We start from the raw sequence: 14,879 nt of genomic DNA, 5'->3' as shown, positions 1-14,879 counted from the left end.
CCGATGCGGATCCTGGTGACCGGGGCCAACGGGCTCGTGGGCAGCCGGACGTGCGGGCTGCTCGTGGAGCAGGGACACGTGGTGGTGGGGCTCGGACGCGGTGAGCGCCGCGCCACCGGCTCCTGGCGGTACGTGTCCTGCGAGCTCACCCGGGACGCCGAGGTGTCCGCCGCCTTCGCGGAGGCTTCTCCCGAGGCCGTCATCCACTGCGCCTCCATGACGGAGGTGGACGCGTGCGAGCGGGCGCCGGAGTCGGCCTTCGCCGCCAACGTGGACGCGACGGCCTTCGTGGCCCGGGCCTCGCGCCGGGCCGGGGCGCACCTGGTGCACGTGTCCACGGACTACGTCTTCGACGGCGAGGCCGGCCCCTACGACGAGGAGGCCCTTCCCAACCCGCGAGGTGTGTACGCGCTCACCAAGCACATGGGCGAGCAGGCCGCGCGGGTGCTCGCGCCCGGCTGTGCCATCGCCCGGACGGCGGTGGTGTACGGCTGGCCTCCCGTGACGGGACGGCTCAACTTCGGTGCCTGGCTGGTGGGCAACCTGGAGAAGGGGCAGCCCGTCCGCCTGTTCGAGGATCAGTTCATCTCGCCCAGCCATGCACCGAGCGTGGCCGCCATGGTGGCCGAGCTGGCCGTGCGCCGGCTGGGGGGCGTCTGGAACACCTGTGGGGCCGAGGTGGTCAACCGGGTGCGCTTCGGCCAGGCCGTGTGTGAGGTCTTCGGCTTCGACCCGGGGCTCCTGATCTCTACGAAGATGGCGGAGCTGAAGCTTTCCGCCCCTCGCCCCCTGCGCTCCGGACTGCGGGTGGACAAGGTCCGCCGCGAGCTGGCGGCCCGGCCCCTGGGGCTGGCCGAATCGCTCGCCCGCTTCCATGAGGATTGGCGGCGCGAGCGAGGTTGAGCAACCACCCGCCAGGAGGCCTTGCTCCTTTTGACGCAGTCCCCGCTGCTCTGTTAGCTAGCCTGCTCTTCTGTCTGCCCACGAGAGGGTTTCATGATCCCGTTCAATAAACCGGTCCATCTGGGGACCGAGCTCTCCGCCATGGCCGAGGCCATCTTGAAGAACGGCCACGTCGCGGGCGGCGGACCTTTCGGCAAGCGCTGCGAGGCGATGCTGGAGCAGATGCTCGGGCTGCGCACGCTGCTGGTGACGTCCTGCACGCACGCGCTGGAGATGGCGGCGCTGCTGCTGGAGGTGGGGCCGGGCGACGAGTTCATCGTCCCCTCGTACACCTTCGTCTCCACGGCCAACGCCTTCGCGCTGCGCGGGGCGAAGCCCGTCTTCGCGGACGTGGACGCGCACGGCAACCTGGATCTGGCGCACGTGGAGAAGCTGCTCAATCCGCGGACCAAGGCCGTGCTGGTGGTCCATTACGCGGGCAACTCGTGTGACATGGAAGCCCTGCTGAAGCTGTGCGGCGATGTGCCGGTCGTGGAGGACGCGGCGCAGGCCCTGGCGGCCAGCTTCGATGGCAAGCCGCTCGGCACCTTCGGCGTGTGCTCGGCCTTCAGCTTCCACGAGACGAAGAACATCGGCTGTGGCGAGGGCGGCGCGCTCACCCTGCGCGACCCCAACCTCATCGATCGGGCCGAGTACATCCGCGACAAGGGCACCAACCGCCGCAAGTTCCAGAACGGCATCGTGGACAAGTACACGTGGGTGGACATCGGCTCCAGCTACGTGCTGTCGGATCTCAACGCGGCCTACCTCAGCACGCAGCTCGAGGCGCTCCCGCGCATCCAGGCCCGCCGCAAGCAGATCTACTCCGCCTACGAGGAGGCGCTCACCGAGCCGGTGGAGCGCATGGGCGGATACATCGTCAAGGGTTCCCCGCGGATCTCCGGCAACCAGCACCTGTTCGCCATCGTCTTCCGCTCGCCGGAGCACCGCACCGGCTACATCGCGCACATGCGCAAGCACGACATCATCACGCCCTTCCACTACGTGGCCCTGCACCAGTCGCCCATGGGGCAGAAGTTCCACGATGGCTCCAGCCTGCCCGTCTCCGAGCGGCTGACGGGGTGCCTGGTGCGCCTGCCGCTGTACTTCAACATGACCGATGCCGAGCGCGACGAGGTCATCGGACGCACGCAGGAGTTCCTCCGTGCCCTCTGAAGGTCTGCTGTCCGTCGTCATCCCGTGCTACCGCTCCCAGGCCTATCTGGAGCGGACGGTGACGGAGCTCATCGAGGCGCTCGAGCCGAAGGGGCCCTTCGAGATCATCCTCGTCAACGACGGCTCCCCGGATGACGTCCAGCAGGTCATCGATCGTCTGCACGAGAAGGACGCGCGCGTGCGCTTCCTGGAGCTGGGCAGCAACCGCGGGCAGCATGCCGCCACGCTGAAGGGCTTCGCCATCGCGCGGGGCGACGTCGTCATCACGGTCGACGATGACGGGCAGAACCCGCCGGCCGCCGGACTGGCCGTGGCCGAGGCGCTGCGCGGCAGCCGCCATGACGTGGTGTATGGCCGCTTCCAGACCACCGAGCAGAGCCTGCCGCGCCGGCTCGCCTCGCGGCTCAACCTGTGGATCTTCAAGCACACCATGGGCAACCGGACCGGTGTCCGGGTGACCAACGTGCGCGCGATCCGCGGAGACCTGGCCCGCAGGCTGGGCCAGTCCGAGCAGGTCTACCCGTACATCGACTCGATGATCTTCCGCTGCACCCGCCGGGTGGGCGAGGTCACCGTGCCCCACCGCCGCCGCGACGAGGGGCAGTCCACCTATCGCATCCGTGACCTGTTCCGGCTGTGGCTCTCGCACATGAGCACCCTGACGGTGCTGCCCCTGCAGATCGCCACGTGGGGCTCGTTCGCCGCGGCGGGCCTGGGCCTGCTGCTGGGACTGGGGCAGATGGTGCGCGTGCTGCTGGAGCGGCAGGCGCCTCCGGGCTGGTTGTCCCTCTTCTGCGCGCTCACGTTCCTCTTCAGCCTCCTCTTCGCCTTCCTGGGCGTCATCAGCACCTACCTGGGGCGGCTGTACGTCTCGCTCAACGCACGGGGACAGGATTGGATCCGCTCCTCGGGAGGGGCGGGTCCCGTGCTCGTCGAGCGGTCGCGGGCAGGGGAGCAGAAGCCGGCCGGCCGGGTTGATTCGGTATCATGAGCGGCCAGGGCTGGGTGGAGTGGTTGGAAGGGTGGGCGAGTCTTCCGGTGCCACCGGGAGGCTCTCGGCGTGAGGCGGCGGAGCGCCTCGTGCGCGAGCTGGAGCGGCGGCGGGAGGCCGGGCAGCTCGTCGAGGGCGAGGGCGGCGTGGTGGCCGTGCGCCGCGAGGCGTGGGATTGCGATCGGCTGGGGCTCGAGGCGGGCAAGCTGGAAGTGCTGCTCGCGCGCTCCGAGCAGGGGGGCCGTGAGCTGGTCCTCCGCGCGGTGGAGAAGGCGAGGGCACAGGGGCTCCGCCATCTGACGTGCCGTCTGGACAGCCGTGACTACACGGGTGCCGCCGCGCTGCAGGGGGCTGGCTTCACCCTGAGGGATCTGCTGGTGACGTTGGCCATCACGCGCCCGTCACGGCCCGAGCCCTTCCCCGCCGGGGTACGCCGCGCCACCGAGCGGGACGCGGATCGGCTCGCGGAGCTCTCCGCCCGATGCTTCAGCACGCCTGGAGACTCGTACAACCGCTACCTGAATGATCCGTACCTGCCGAGGGAGGGCGTGCGCGAGGTGTACGCGTACTGGGCGCGCACCTCCATGGGCGGTCCAGCCGCGGACGTCACCTTCGTCGTGGAAGAGGAGGGGGAACTGGCGGGCTTCCTGACCCTGGTCCTCCCCAAGGAGGGCGTGGCGAAGGTGCCCCTCAACGCGGTGGATGCGCGTTGGCGTGGCCGGGGGATCTACCGGACGCTCGTGCAGGCCGGGCTGGCAGAGGCCTGGAAGCACGGGGCGGAACGCGTGGAAGTGGTCACCCAGCTCCAGCAGCTCGCCGTCCAGAGGACCTGGTGGAGGTTGGGCGGCGTCGCGCAGTCCTCCTCGATGACCTGGAGCTCGTGGCTCCCGGAGGGGAGCGAGCGGGGGAACGGTTAGCGCTCCCGCCGTTCTGGCACGTAGGGGAATCCTCATGCGTCACCTCGTAGGGTTGTTGGGGCTGTTGCCCTGTCTCCTCGTGCCGTCCGTGAGCTGCGCCGAGGAATCGGATCCGCGGAGCCTGGCGGGCAAGCCCGTGGTACTCGACTCGAGCGGGAAGCTCCTCTCCTGGATGCAGCCCCAGGAGACGGCCTACTCCCGCACCGCGCTCACGGCCTGGGAGTTCTTGAACACCCGCGTGCCCACCGAGGCCAACGGGTTGAAGACCTACTTCACCTATCCGGGCTTCTCACCGGTCTCGCGGGTGGCGTTCCAGTGGCTGCACCATCCGGCGGGGCTGAACGCGATGCTGTTGGAGACCGCCCTCGCCATCCACGCCTATACCGGTGACCGCTCGGCGGTGGAGCTGCCGCGCTCCCTGATGGACTACCAGCTCGAGCACGGCATGACTCCGTCCGGGTGGGTGTGGGGCAACGTGCCCTTCTCCTCGTCCATGCCGGGGGCGACCACCTTCCAGGGGGGCGATGATGCCTGGGCCTGCGAGGGCGGAACGAACTGCGGGCGGGGCGATGGCCTCGGGGTCCTCGAGCCCGACAAGGTGGGCGAGTCGGGGCTGGCCTATCTCCGGCTCTTCCAGGTGACGGGCGAGGTTCGCTACCGGGACGTGGCCATCGCCTGCGCCGATGCGCTCGCGGCCCACGTGCGGCCGGGGGATGCGCTGAAGTCTCCCTGGCCCATGCGCGTCCGCGCCGAGACGGGCGAGGTGCGCGAGGAGTACGGGGCGAATGTGATCGGCCCCATCCGGCTCTTCGACGAGCTGCTCCGGCTGCGGCTCGGTGACTCGCGGGCCTACCTGGAGGCCCGGCAGACCGCATGGACCTGGATGATGCGGGTCCCCATGAGCAACAACCACTGGAGCGGGTACTTCGAGGACATCCCCATCATGTCCTCTCCGGACCAGAACCCGAACCAATACATTGCCCTGGAGACGGCGCGCTATCTCCTCCAGCGGCCGGATCTCGATGTGAAGTGGAAGGAGCACGCGAAGCAGCTGCTCGACTTCTCCGAGCGGGTCTTCGCCGCCGACACGGAGACCGAGAAGGGCCTTCAATGGGGCGCCCAGGTCCTCACCGAGCAGCTCTTCTTCCCCTTCAAGATGGGCAGCCACACCGCCCGGTACGCCTCGGTCAACGCGCTCTGGTCCGACCGGACGGGAGACACGGCGGCGAAGGAGAAGGCGTTCCGCTCCTTCAACTGGGCCACGTACATGAATGACGGCACCGGGCTCGTCTCGACCTGGGTGGGGGAGGGTGACACCTGGTTCACCGACGGCTACGGCGATTACATCCGCCACTACCTCTCGGGCATGGCCGCCGTGCCGGAGTGGGCGCCTCCCGGCGAGAGCCACCTGCTGGGCACCAGCTCCGTGGTGAAGCACATCTCCTATGGGGCCGAGGAGATCTCGTACTCGACCTTCGAAGCCGACGCGACCGAGGTGCTGCGCCTGGATACCCGTCCGGGCCGGATCCTGGCCGGGGGTCGCGAGCTCCAGCTCGTGAAGGACCTGAGCCAGGAGGGCTACACGCTGCGGCCCCTGGACGCCGATGACTTCGAGCTCCGCATCCACCATGCCGGCTCGGGTGATGTGACCATCGACCTGCGCCCGGGCTCCGAGGGGCAGGGGTGTGGCTGTGGAGCGAGCGGCGCACAGGGCGCCGGAGCCCTGGCCCTGCTGGTGCTCCTGCGCCGCCGCGCGCGCGCCTGAACCGACGAACACGAACGACCCATGACTGTTTCCACGACACCTGTCAGCGCCTCCAACGACACGGCTCCGGCCGCCCCGGCCCATGATGAGGGCGCCCCCATTTCCGCTCCGCGCGTGGAGCCGGCCTCGCCGTCACGGCTCGCGCGTCTGGGGACCTCCGCGGCGCGCGGGTGCGTGCTCGTGGGGATCGGCGCCCTGTCCGTGCTGTTCCTCTCCCTCATCGACGCGCAGTGGCTGAAGCTCGACGACTTCTACATGGTCGAGCACATCCGCTCGCGTCCGATGGGGGAGGTGCTGGGGGACATCGTCACGACGCGCACCACGCCGCACGTGCGCTTCGCCTTCATCCACCACCTCATCCTGCTACCGGTCTTCCGCTGGTGGTTCGAGTCGCGCACGGCCGTCAACGCGCTCTACCTGCTCACCCTGGCCATGGTGCTCGGAGGAGGCGTGCTGCTGTGCCGGCCCCTGGCGCGGCGGGCCGGCGTCTGGAGCGGAGCCTGGCTGTTGTTCTCCTCCCTGATGGTGTCGACGTACGTCTGGTCCACCATGGAGTTCAAGACGGCGGGCTACCTCCTCTTCTGCTTCGGCACGTGCGCGGGGCTGGTGGCCCTGTCCTGGCAACGCGCCGCTTCCGAGCGGCCGCTGACCTGGCGGGACCATGCCCGCTGGTCGCTGCTGGCCATCAGCTGCATCCACTTCGCGGAGATCGGGCTCCTGGTGGTCTTCCCACTCGGGTTCTCGCTCGCGCTGCAGCGGCGCCTGGACTGGCGCTGGCTGGGGGCCACCACGGCCTGGCCGTTCTGCTACTGGCTGCTCAACAAGCTCCTCTTCCCGCGCCCGCTCAACCTGCTGGAGCACAGCACGGGACCGGGGTTGCTCGCCGCGGTGTCGTTCGCCGTGCGGACCTTCCAGGAGTATTGGATTTCCGAGCTGGTGCTGGCGGTGGGCCTGCTGGTGTGGGTGGTGGCGCTGAGCGTGTGGCGCGCGGAGCCGGGCGGCCGCGTGCGGCGCTTCCTCATCACCCTGTCCGCGGGGGGCGCCTTCCTCGCCGCGGCGCTGGGCCTCATCGTGCTGGCGGGGCTCAGCTACATGTGGGCCGGAGAGCGGCACCTCGCCTTCGCGGGCCTGGGCCTGACGGCCTGCTCGCTGTGGTGTGCTGGGGCGCTGACGCAGCTGCTCCAACGTGCGTGGCCGCGCGCCGTGCTCGCCGTGCTGCTGGCCGGGTTCGGCGTGTGGAAGCTGGATCAGCGGCTCCCCCGGCTGCTGAGCTACGTCGAGGCGCGCCGGGCGGAGCTGACGGACGTCTTCTCCCTTCAGCGCGAGGTGCGTGCGATGGGCAGCCAGCTCGCCCGCGAGGGGCAGTCACGCGACGTGGTGGTCTTCGTGCCGCGATGGATCATCGAGAGCCGCATGGGGGACTGGGTGGATCCCAGCTTCATGTCCGCGGGCTGGGCGGCGAAATCGTTCGCCAAGGAGTTCTCGTGTCCGGAGGCGGTGGCCTGCCCGCGCGTCACCTACGTGACGAACCTCTCCTCCCTCCGCACGCATCACGAGCTGAAGGCGCAGCAGGAGCTCTGCCGGATGCTGCCCGAGGCACGGGTGATGGTCGCCAGGACCTCGTTTTTGGGAGACGCGCGGGACATCACGCCCCTGGCGCCGGGGGCGACAGAGGCGCAGTGTCTGGAGTGGCTGGTGAGCCAGCGGCTGGTGGATGCGGCGGCGCGCTGACCTGGAGCAGGTCAGAAGCAGACGACGACCGTATCACCTTCCACGCGCACGGACTGCTCGTCGGGCCATCGGGGCGTGCTGGTGCAGTGCTGACTGAGCCGCGCGCGGTTGGCGTCATTCACGTGCACGAAGCTCCGTCCCGAGATTTCGCTCATCAATCCCGCCTGGCTCCAGGGGAGGGCCAGGGCGGAGCTGTTCGTGTCTCCGATGGACAGCACTCCGGGATACGACGTGGGATGGTTCACGAAGATGATGTTCCGCAACTCCTGGGTGCCTGGGATCTTCTCCATCCGCTGCAGCACCCGGGATGCGGTCTCCCGGTCGATCTGGTTCACCCGGAGCTGCCCCGCGGAGACCTGTTGATCCAGACCGGTGAAGCCCACCAGCAGCAGGCCCGCCGCTCCCAGGAGCACGCCGCGGAATCTGGCACTCATGAGCACGTAGGCCAGGGCCAGGTGGCCACCGATGACGAAGGCCAGGGTGATCAATATCCGGGGCGCCGTGCCCCAGACCTTCAGCGCCATGACGATGCCGGCGATGCACGCGAGGCTCGCTCCGGACAGGAGCCACATCATCATCCCCTTGCCCGGTGCACGGTGCCGCCAGGCCCGCAGACCCACCAGGACGAGCGCCACACCCAGCACTCCCAGCTCGAGCCGGGTGAGCAGAGGCGTGCTGAGCACCTGATCCCGAAGCAGGGTCTGTGAGTACAACCACTTCAGTTCCGCCCAGCGTTGTGGGATGTCGGCCAGGGGCAGCAACTGCGCGCGTTCCAGCGGAGGCACCGAGAGCGCCTTCTGGATCACGCGGTTGACAACCATGTACGTGACACACGCGAGGGGGACCAGGCTCAGCACGGGCAGCCATGCGCGCACGGTGCGGCTGGTCGTGCCCTTCTCTCCGGTGGTGCGAGCGAGGTCGAGCGCCAGGCCAATGAAGATGGTCGCGACGAGTGGGTTGAAGTTGAGCTGGTAGATGCTCAACGAGAAGACGAGCAGCGGCACCGCCACCGACAGCCCATGCCACCCGCGCGTCCGGGTCCACTCCACCGCGAGAAGGGAGGGAATCAGCGAGACGCAGAAGTAGGCCGGTACTCCACGAAAGGTCCACAGCTCCGCGAAGTAGGGATGGGTGAAGATGAGCGGCCCGACGACGAAGGGCAGCCAGCGCTCATGGGTGATCCGCCAGATCCGCGCCAGGAGAACCGAGGCGAAGGCGAGCAGGGCGATGGCCAGCCATGAGTAGAGCGTCACGGTCTTCGCATGCGGTGCACCGAGCGCGTTCATCACCGTGAACAGCACCGCATAGCCGAACCGTCCCTGGCCCAGCATCAGGTCGGTGACTTCCCGGGGATCCTGATTGTGGATGAGGAAGTAGTCATCCGTGGAGAAGAACGTCGGTGACAGCTTGGGGAACCAGGTCATCAGCAGCAGGACGAACACCCCGCCGAGGATCGTGAGCTCGCGCCGGGTGAGCACACCCGGGGTGTGTACCGGGGTGTTCATGCTGTCCGTGGAGAGTGCTGGAGGCTCCCCCTGGGTCTCCGCGATGAGGGGTTTCATGGGCATCATCCCGCGACCGCCAGTTCCACCGGGGTGGAGCCGGTGCGCAGCAGCTCCTCGAAGGCCTTGAGGTAGGCCGCGTGGGTGGTGGCCAGCGAGAAGTGCGTCTGCATGCGCTGGCGCGCGCGCCGCCCCATGTCGGCCCGGAGGTTCTCGTCCTCCAGGATGTCGAGCGCGGCGCTGGTCACGCGCTCGAGCCGCTTCTCCGGATTCTTCAGGTTGGGAACGCACGCCCCGACCTCGCTGGTGACCAGCTCGGGGATGCCCTCGATGGCGGTGCTCACCACGGGGACGCCCATGGAGAGGGCCTCGTAGAAGACGATGGGCAGGCCCTCCACGCGCGAGGCCAGCATCAGCAGGGACATGTCACGCATGGCCATGGCGATGGGGGTGTCGCTGGGCAGGATGTGCGTGCAGCGGTTCATCCCCGTGTCATGGAGGAGGGTGCGCAGCGGCTGCTCCATCGGGCCGTCGCCGATGAAGACGAAGTTCAGCGGCCGGTTGGGCTGGGACCAGCGCGAGCGCATCTTCTCGTGGACCCGGGCCAGGAACAGCGGATCCTTGTCTTGGTGCAGCCGGCCCACGAAGCCCACCACCGGAGTGCCACGCCGCAGCCGCAGCCGCTCGCACAGCCAGCCCTCGGCCACCTTGTCCGGGTTGAAGAGGTTCTCCTCGTCGCAGGTGAGGCGGATCACCCGGAGCTTGGACGGATCCACCCCGTAGCGCTGCGCCCGCTGGGAGATGAACTCGCTGCTCACCAGGTGCATGTCCAGGAACCGGTCGTACCGCTTGCACGACTGGCGGGTGTAGTCGTTGTGCATGTGGAGGAAGTCCACGGTGCGCACACCCGGCAGCCGCCGCTTCACGGCCATGGCGGTGTCGTAGCCGAGCCACGAGTGACTCATGAAGACGGCGTCATAGCCCCGGTTGCGGACGAGCTCCGTCACCACGCCCACCTGATCCGCCGCCGGGACGAAGTTCTGCATGTGCCAGACGTCGTCCACGTGGGGCACCAGCTTGTGCGCCCAGTCGTTGGTGGAGGGGATGTTGGTGGCCAGGGCCAGCTCGTACCCGGCGCCGCGCAGCAGCTCGGCCATGTCGATGGTGGCCTTGTCCACGCCGCCGCACATGGCCCACGGCAGCATCAGCAGCACGCGCTTCTGGTCTCCCGCGGTGACCAGCGGCATCGGCCGCTCGAAGTCCACCGGGACTCCGTCCAGCAGCAGCCGCTCCTGGATGTGGCTGGCGCGCAGCAGCGGCTGGTTGTCGGGCCTCCAGTGACGCACCTGCCGCTGGATCTGCGCCTGGATCTGGCTGGGGACCAGGCGCTTGAGTGCCTCGCGCCGCTCGTGCAGCCCCACCTTGATGGGGTGCAGCAGGCGGGCCGTCTGGTCCTCGCCCAGCACCTTCACCACGCCCCTGCGGGCGATGGACACGGCCTTGCGCGCCTTCTGCACGATGGGAGAGCGCTGGGGCGCCTGGTTGTGGACGCCCACCTGCCCCGGGAGGAGCTGCTTGACCTGATGGAAGAAGTCCTGCGCGAACAGGAGGGCGCCCTGGGTCCGCACCACCTCGTGGAACACCTCCATGGCGGGCTTGCCCGCCGGCAGCTCGGCCCCCGTGGCGCGGCTGGCCAGCCAGGTGCGCAGGAAGATGATGTCCCCGGGGTGCGTCCCGAGGCGCTCCGTGGGGTAGTTCTCCACGCGGTGGCGCGTGGACCACGTGGTCAGCGTCGTCACGTCCGTGGGCACCACGATGGCCGGCACGTAGCGCGTCTCCGAGGCGCGCACCACCTGCTCCAGGAAGGTGGGCGAGCCGCGCTCCAGCAGCGGCAGGTGCTCGGGCCGCAGCAACGCCGCGTACTTGCCCTTGAGGACCTCCAGCAGTCCCCGCGCGTCGCCGGGCGCTCCCACGGTGAGCGTCACGTCGGTGAGCGTCTGCCGCGCCAGCCACGCGCGCACGCGCGGCACGTCCGTGGCAGGGCCCGTCCACACCAGCTCCAGCCCCGGGGCGTGCCGCAGCTTGAGCGTCGCCCGCATCTCGGGCGTGAACAACTTGGGGTGCTGCTGCATCAGCAGCGTCTTCAGCTCGTGCCGCACCCGGTCGGACGCGGTCAGCAGCGAGCCCGTCACCTTGCGCCGGTACTTGAAGAGCGGCTCGTCGATGACCACGCCATGCAGGCCGGCCTCGATGCAGCCCAGCCAGAAGGACCAGTCCTCGTAGCCGAGCATCTTCGGGTAGTAGAGCCCCTTCTCGGTGAAGACAGACTTGCGGATGAGCGACATCACCACGCAGTAGTTGTTGTCCAGCTCCAGGTAGGGGTTCCACCGGGGGACGGGGATGAAGTCCTGCCAGGCCCCGAAGGACTCGATCTGGCTGTAGACGAACGACGCCTCCGGGTTGGCGTCGAGCGCGGCTTCCATCTTCTCCAGCGTGTCCGGAGTGATGAGGTCGTCGCTGTCGAGCGCGAGGATGAGGTCGCCGGTGGTCTCGCGGATGCCGTTGTTGCGCGCGAACCCCAGCCCCTGGTTATGCTGGTGGTGGACGCGGATGTGCTTGGGCAATTGATCGAACAGCGCGAGCGTGGCCGGATCCGTGGAGCCGTCGTTCACCACCAGGATCTCATCCGCCGGGCGCGTCTGGGCCGCGAGGCTCTCCAGCGTTTCCGGCAGGTACTTGCCGTCGTTGTAGCAGGGGATCACGACCGAGATCCTGTTGCGCTTGCTCACCATGTGCTGCTCTCCATTGCATTCCCAGCTCGGCGCTTCATGAGGGTGGCCCTCTCTCCGGCCAGAGTTCTGCCACGGGCAGCTCCAGGCCTCGGACCCTGGAGCCCACATCGCGCTTGCCCCCGCGCGCCATCGGTGATGGTCGATGTCGAACGGTGGCATGGCCACCTTGGATCGCTTTGCTGAATGGGGCGAGGTACGTACCTCAAACTCCAGTGCCCCGGCAATGGTGCCGCTCGTCCGTCTGCTCTCCTGGCGGCGGAGAGGCTCGCGGGACTTGCTGCCTTCGTCGAGCCCCGGCTATAGCCGCATCCATGAAGGGAATCGTTCTGGCTGGAGGATCGGGAACGCGGCTCTACCCGCTGACACGCGTCGTCAGCAAGCAGCTGCTGCCCATCTACGACAAGCCGATGGTGTACTACCCGGTCTCCACGCTGATGCTGGCGGGCATCCGGGACATCCTCCTCATCTCCACGCCCGCGGACCTGCCGCGCTTCGAGGAGCTGTTGGGGAGCGGCGAACAGTGGGGCGTGCGCTTCCAGTACGCCGTGCAGCCACGCCCGGAGGGGCTCGCGCAGGCCTTCATCATCGGCCGCCAGTTCGTGGGAAATGAGCCGGTCTCTCTCATCCTCGGAGACAACATCTTCTACGGGCACGGCCTGGTCGATCTGGTGCGGCGGGCGGCGGCGCGGGAGAAGGGGGCGACCGTCTTCGGCTACTACGTGAGGGATCCGGAGCGCTACGGCGTGGTCGAGCTGGATGAGAACAACCGCGCGTTGAGCATCGAGGAGAAGCCGGCCCAGCCCAAGTCCAACTACGCGGTGACGGGCCTGTACTTCTACGACAACCAGGTGCTGGACATCGCCGCGGCGCTCAAGCCCTCCAAGCGGGGCGAGCTGGAGATCACCGACGTCAACGCGGAGTACCTGCGGCGAGGGCAGCTGGACGTGGCGCTCATGGGCCGCGGCTACGCGTGGCTGGACACCGGCACGCACGAGTCGTTGATGCAGGCCTCCAGCTTCATCCAGATCATCGAGGAGCGGCAGGGGCTCAAGGTGGCCTGTCTGGAGGAGATCGCCTGGCGGATGGGCTACATCGACGCGGAGCAGGTGGCGAGGCTGGCCGAGCCCATGCGCAAGAACGAGTACGGGCAGTACCTGCTCCGGCTCATCGAGAACAAGGGCGCGCGGGGGTGAAGGTCCTCGAGACGGAGCTGCCCGGAGTGCTGCTGTTGGAGCCACGCGCCTTCGAGGATGCGCGCGGCGTCTTCATGGAGGTGTTCCACGCGGGCAGGTACGCGGAGGTGGGCATCCGGGCGGCCTTCGTGCAGGACAACCTGTCGCGCTCCGTGAAGGGGACGCTGCGCGGGCTGCATTTCCAGGAGCCCCACGGCCAGGGCAAGCTGGTGCAGGTGCTCTCGGGCACCGTCTACGACGTGGTGGTGGACATCCGCCGGGGCTCGCCCGCCTTCGGCCGGTGGTTGGGCCTGGAGCTGTCGGCGGAGAACCGGCGCCAGCTGTGGATCCCCCCGGGCTTCGCCCATGGCTTCTGCGTCCTCTCCGAGCGCGCCGACTTCTTCTACAAGTGTACGGATGTCTACGTTCCCACCGCCGACCGGGGCCTGCTCTGGAACGACCCGGATCTGGCCATCCCCTGGCCCGTGACGTCGCCGTTGCTGTCGCCCAAGGACGCCGCCGCACCGCGTCTGAAGGACGCGCCAGTGCTGCCCCTGTATGAGCGTTAGCCCTCCGGGCGTCCTCGGGAAGGGCGCCCACCGGCCTCCCAGCCGAGCGGCGGAGTCCCACCCGAGCATGTTCACGTCTTCTTCGATGTGAGAAACCTTGGCGTCCGGGCCCGGGGGCGTCGATGCTCCCGCTGGCTCTCGCGATGCCCCGCACGCTCCCACTCGCGCCAGTGCTGCTGCTGTCCGTCCTGCTCGCCACGGGCTGTTCCACCACGGCCGCTGGTGTCCGGAGCGCGCCCGCTTTCGAATCCCTGCGCATCCGCACGGAGGACGGCTGGAGCCTGTCGATGCGGCACGTGCCCGCCGTGGGGCCGGTGCGCGGGCGTCCCATCCTGCTCGTGCCGGGGCTGGCCTCGGGCGACGTGAGCCTGCTGCTGGATGAGGATCACAGCCTCGCGTACTGGCTGGCGGCTCGTGGGCGCGAGGTGTGGACGGTGGCGCTGCGGGGCACCGGCGAGTCGGATCGCGCGGACGCGGCGATGGGACGCGCGCCGGGCTATGGCTTCGACACCCTGTGGCGGGAGGACTTCCGCGCGGCCCTGAGCACCGTGCGCCAGCGCACCGGCGAGGACCGGGTGGACGTCGTCGCCTACAGCCTGGGGGCGCTGCTGCTCTATGCCTACCTGGCCGAGGACGGGGACGGCATCGCCGCGGCGGTGGCCATGGCCGGGCCCACGCGGTTGGATCGCAGCGAGGCGTGGCTGGTGGGGCTCGCGCGGGTGGGAGACCGCGTCGTCTCGCGGGACGAGACGCTCGACATGGGCTTCCTCTCCTCCCTGACGGCCCCGGTGCAGGCGCATCTGCGGGGCAACCCGGTGGAGCGCATCGCCCTCAACACGCGCAACACCCCGCGCGAGCGCTGGAAGCTCTTCGCCCGGAGCGTCTTCGGTCAGCTCTCCGGAGGCGTGGCGAAGGACCTGTGCCGGATGATCCTCACCGGGCGCTTCACCAGCTCGGACGGGCGCCGGGACTACCGGGCGGGCCTCTCCCGGGTGCGCGTGCCGGTGATGGTGATGGCGGGAGAGGGAGACATGGTCGCCACCGAGAGCGCGGTGCGCGACGGCTACCTCGCCCTGGGAGGACCCAAGGCCTGGCGCCTGCTGGGCACCCGCGCGGGGCTCGCCGCGGACTACGGGCACGTGGACGTGGTCATCGGCGACCGGGCGCCCTACGAGGTCTGGGCCCCCCTGCTCGATTTCCTGGACCGCTCCGCCTCCGGCCGCGTCTCCGAGTGACGGCCTGGAGGCCGCCGCTCCGCATGCTCCCAGAGGAGGCGGGCGAGCACGGCTTCGGGGCGTGGGGGCAGGTAGGAGGAGTGAACA

11 protein-coding genes are annotated in these 14,879 nt (G+C 69.0%); 9 read left to right on the top strand and 2 right to left on the bottom strand.

The window, feature by feature from the left end; genetic code table 11:
- Nucleotides 1-3 precede the first annotated feature (3 nt).
- From NR810_RS24325 to NR810_RS24300, 6 genes are all read left to right on the top strand, one after another.
- Nucleotides 4-903, top strand: a complete 900-nt coding sequence (locus NR810_RS24325; RefSeq protein ID WP_257455756.1) for an SDR family oxidoreductase — start codon at nt 4-6, stop codon at nt 901-903.
- A 93-nt stretch (nt 904-996) separates the two neighbouring features.
- Nucleotides 997-2,118: a dTDP-4-amino-4,6-dideoxygalactose transaminase gene (gene rffA, locus NR810_RS24320; RefSeq protein ID WP_257455755.1), complete on the top strand. Its 1,122-nt coding sequence runs from the start codon at nt 997-999 to the stop codon at nt 2,116-2,118.
- Nucleotides 2,108-3,109 (top strand): glycosyltransferase, encoded by a 1,002-nt coding sequence (locus tag NR810_RS24315; RefSeq protein ID WP_257455754.1) that lies wholly within the window; start codon nt 2,108-2,110, stop codon nt 3,107-3,109. The genes rffA and NR810_RS24315 overlap by 11 nt, the downstream gene beginning before the upstream one ends.
- Entirely contained in the window at nt 3,106-4,026 is a 921-nt protein-coding gene (locus NR810_RS24310) for a GNAT family N-acetyltransferase (RefSeq protein ID WP_257455753.1), read from the top strand. The genes NR810_RS24315 and NR810_RS24310 overlap by 4 nt, the downstream gene beginning before the upstream one ends.
- A gap of 34 nt (nt 4,027-4,060) precedes the next feature.
- Nucleotides 4,061-5,791, top strand: coding sequence for a hypothetical protein (locus tag NR810_RS24305; protein WP_257455752.1), 1,731 nt, complete (start codon nt 4,061-4,063; stop codon nt 5,789-5,791).
- 21 nt (nt 5,792-5,812) lie between these two features.
- The gene (locus tag NR810_RS24300) at nt 5,813-7,522 is read left to right on the top strand and encodes a hypothetical protein (protein ID WP_257455751.1); all 1,710 of its coding nucleotides are present in this window, start codon (nt 5,813-5,815) and stop codon (nt 7,520-7,522) included.
- An 11-nt stretch (nt 7,523-7,533) separates the two neighbouring features.
- Here the strand turns inward: NR810_RS24300 and NR810_RS24295 are convergent, their stop codons facing one another.
- A complete protein-coding gene (locus NR810_RS24295) occupies nt 7,534-9,084 on the bottom strand; it encodes a glucosyltransferase domain-containing protein (protein ID WP_257455749.1) in 1,551 nt (516 codons plus the stop codon).
- Nucleotides 9,085-9,089: 5 nt separating this feature from the next.
- Complete coding sequence (locus tag NR810_RS24290; RefSeq protein ID WP_257455748.1) at nt 9,090-11,816, bottom strand: glycosyltransferase; 2,727 nt, start codon at nt 11,814-11,816, stop codon at nt 9,090-9,092.
- Between the two features lie 311 nt (nt 11,817-12,127).
- Between NR810_RS24290 and rfbA the strand changes: the two genes are divergently transcribed.
- From rfbA to NR810_RS24275, 3 genes are all read left to right on the top strand, one after another.
- Nucleotides 12,128-13,009, top strand: a complete 882-nt coding sequence (gene rfbA / locus NR810_RS24285) for a glucose-1-phosphate thymidylyltransferase RfbA (protein ID WP_257455747.1) — start codon at nt 12,128-12,130, stop codon at nt 13,007-13,009.
- Nucleotides 13,006-13,557: a dTDP-4-dehydrorhamnose 3,5-epimerase gene (gene rfbC / locus NR810_RS24280; RefSeq protein ID WP_257455746.1), complete on the top strand. Its 552-nt coding sequence runs from the start codon at nt 13,006-13,008 to the stop codon at nt 13,555-13,557. Before rfbA ends, rfbC begins: the two co-directional genes overlap by 4 nt.
- A gap of 122 nt (nt 13,558-13,679) precedes the next feature.
- The gene (locus tag NR810_RS24275; RefSeq protein WP_257455745.1) at nt 13,680-14,792 is read left to right on the top strand and encodes an alpha/beta fold hydrolase; all 1,113 of its coding nucleotides are present in this window, start codon (nt 13,680-13,682) and stop codon (nt 14,790-14,792) included.
- Nucleotides 14,793-14,879 lie beyond the last annotated feature (87 nt).

The organism is Archangium lipolyticum, assembly GCF_024623785.1.
Lineage (GTDB): Bacteria > Myxococcota > Myxococcia > Myxococcales > Myxococcaceae > Archangium > Archangium lipolyticum.
The sequence above is the reverse complement of the archived record's forward strand: the minus strand, read 5'-3'. Positions and strand labels throughout refer to the sequence as shown.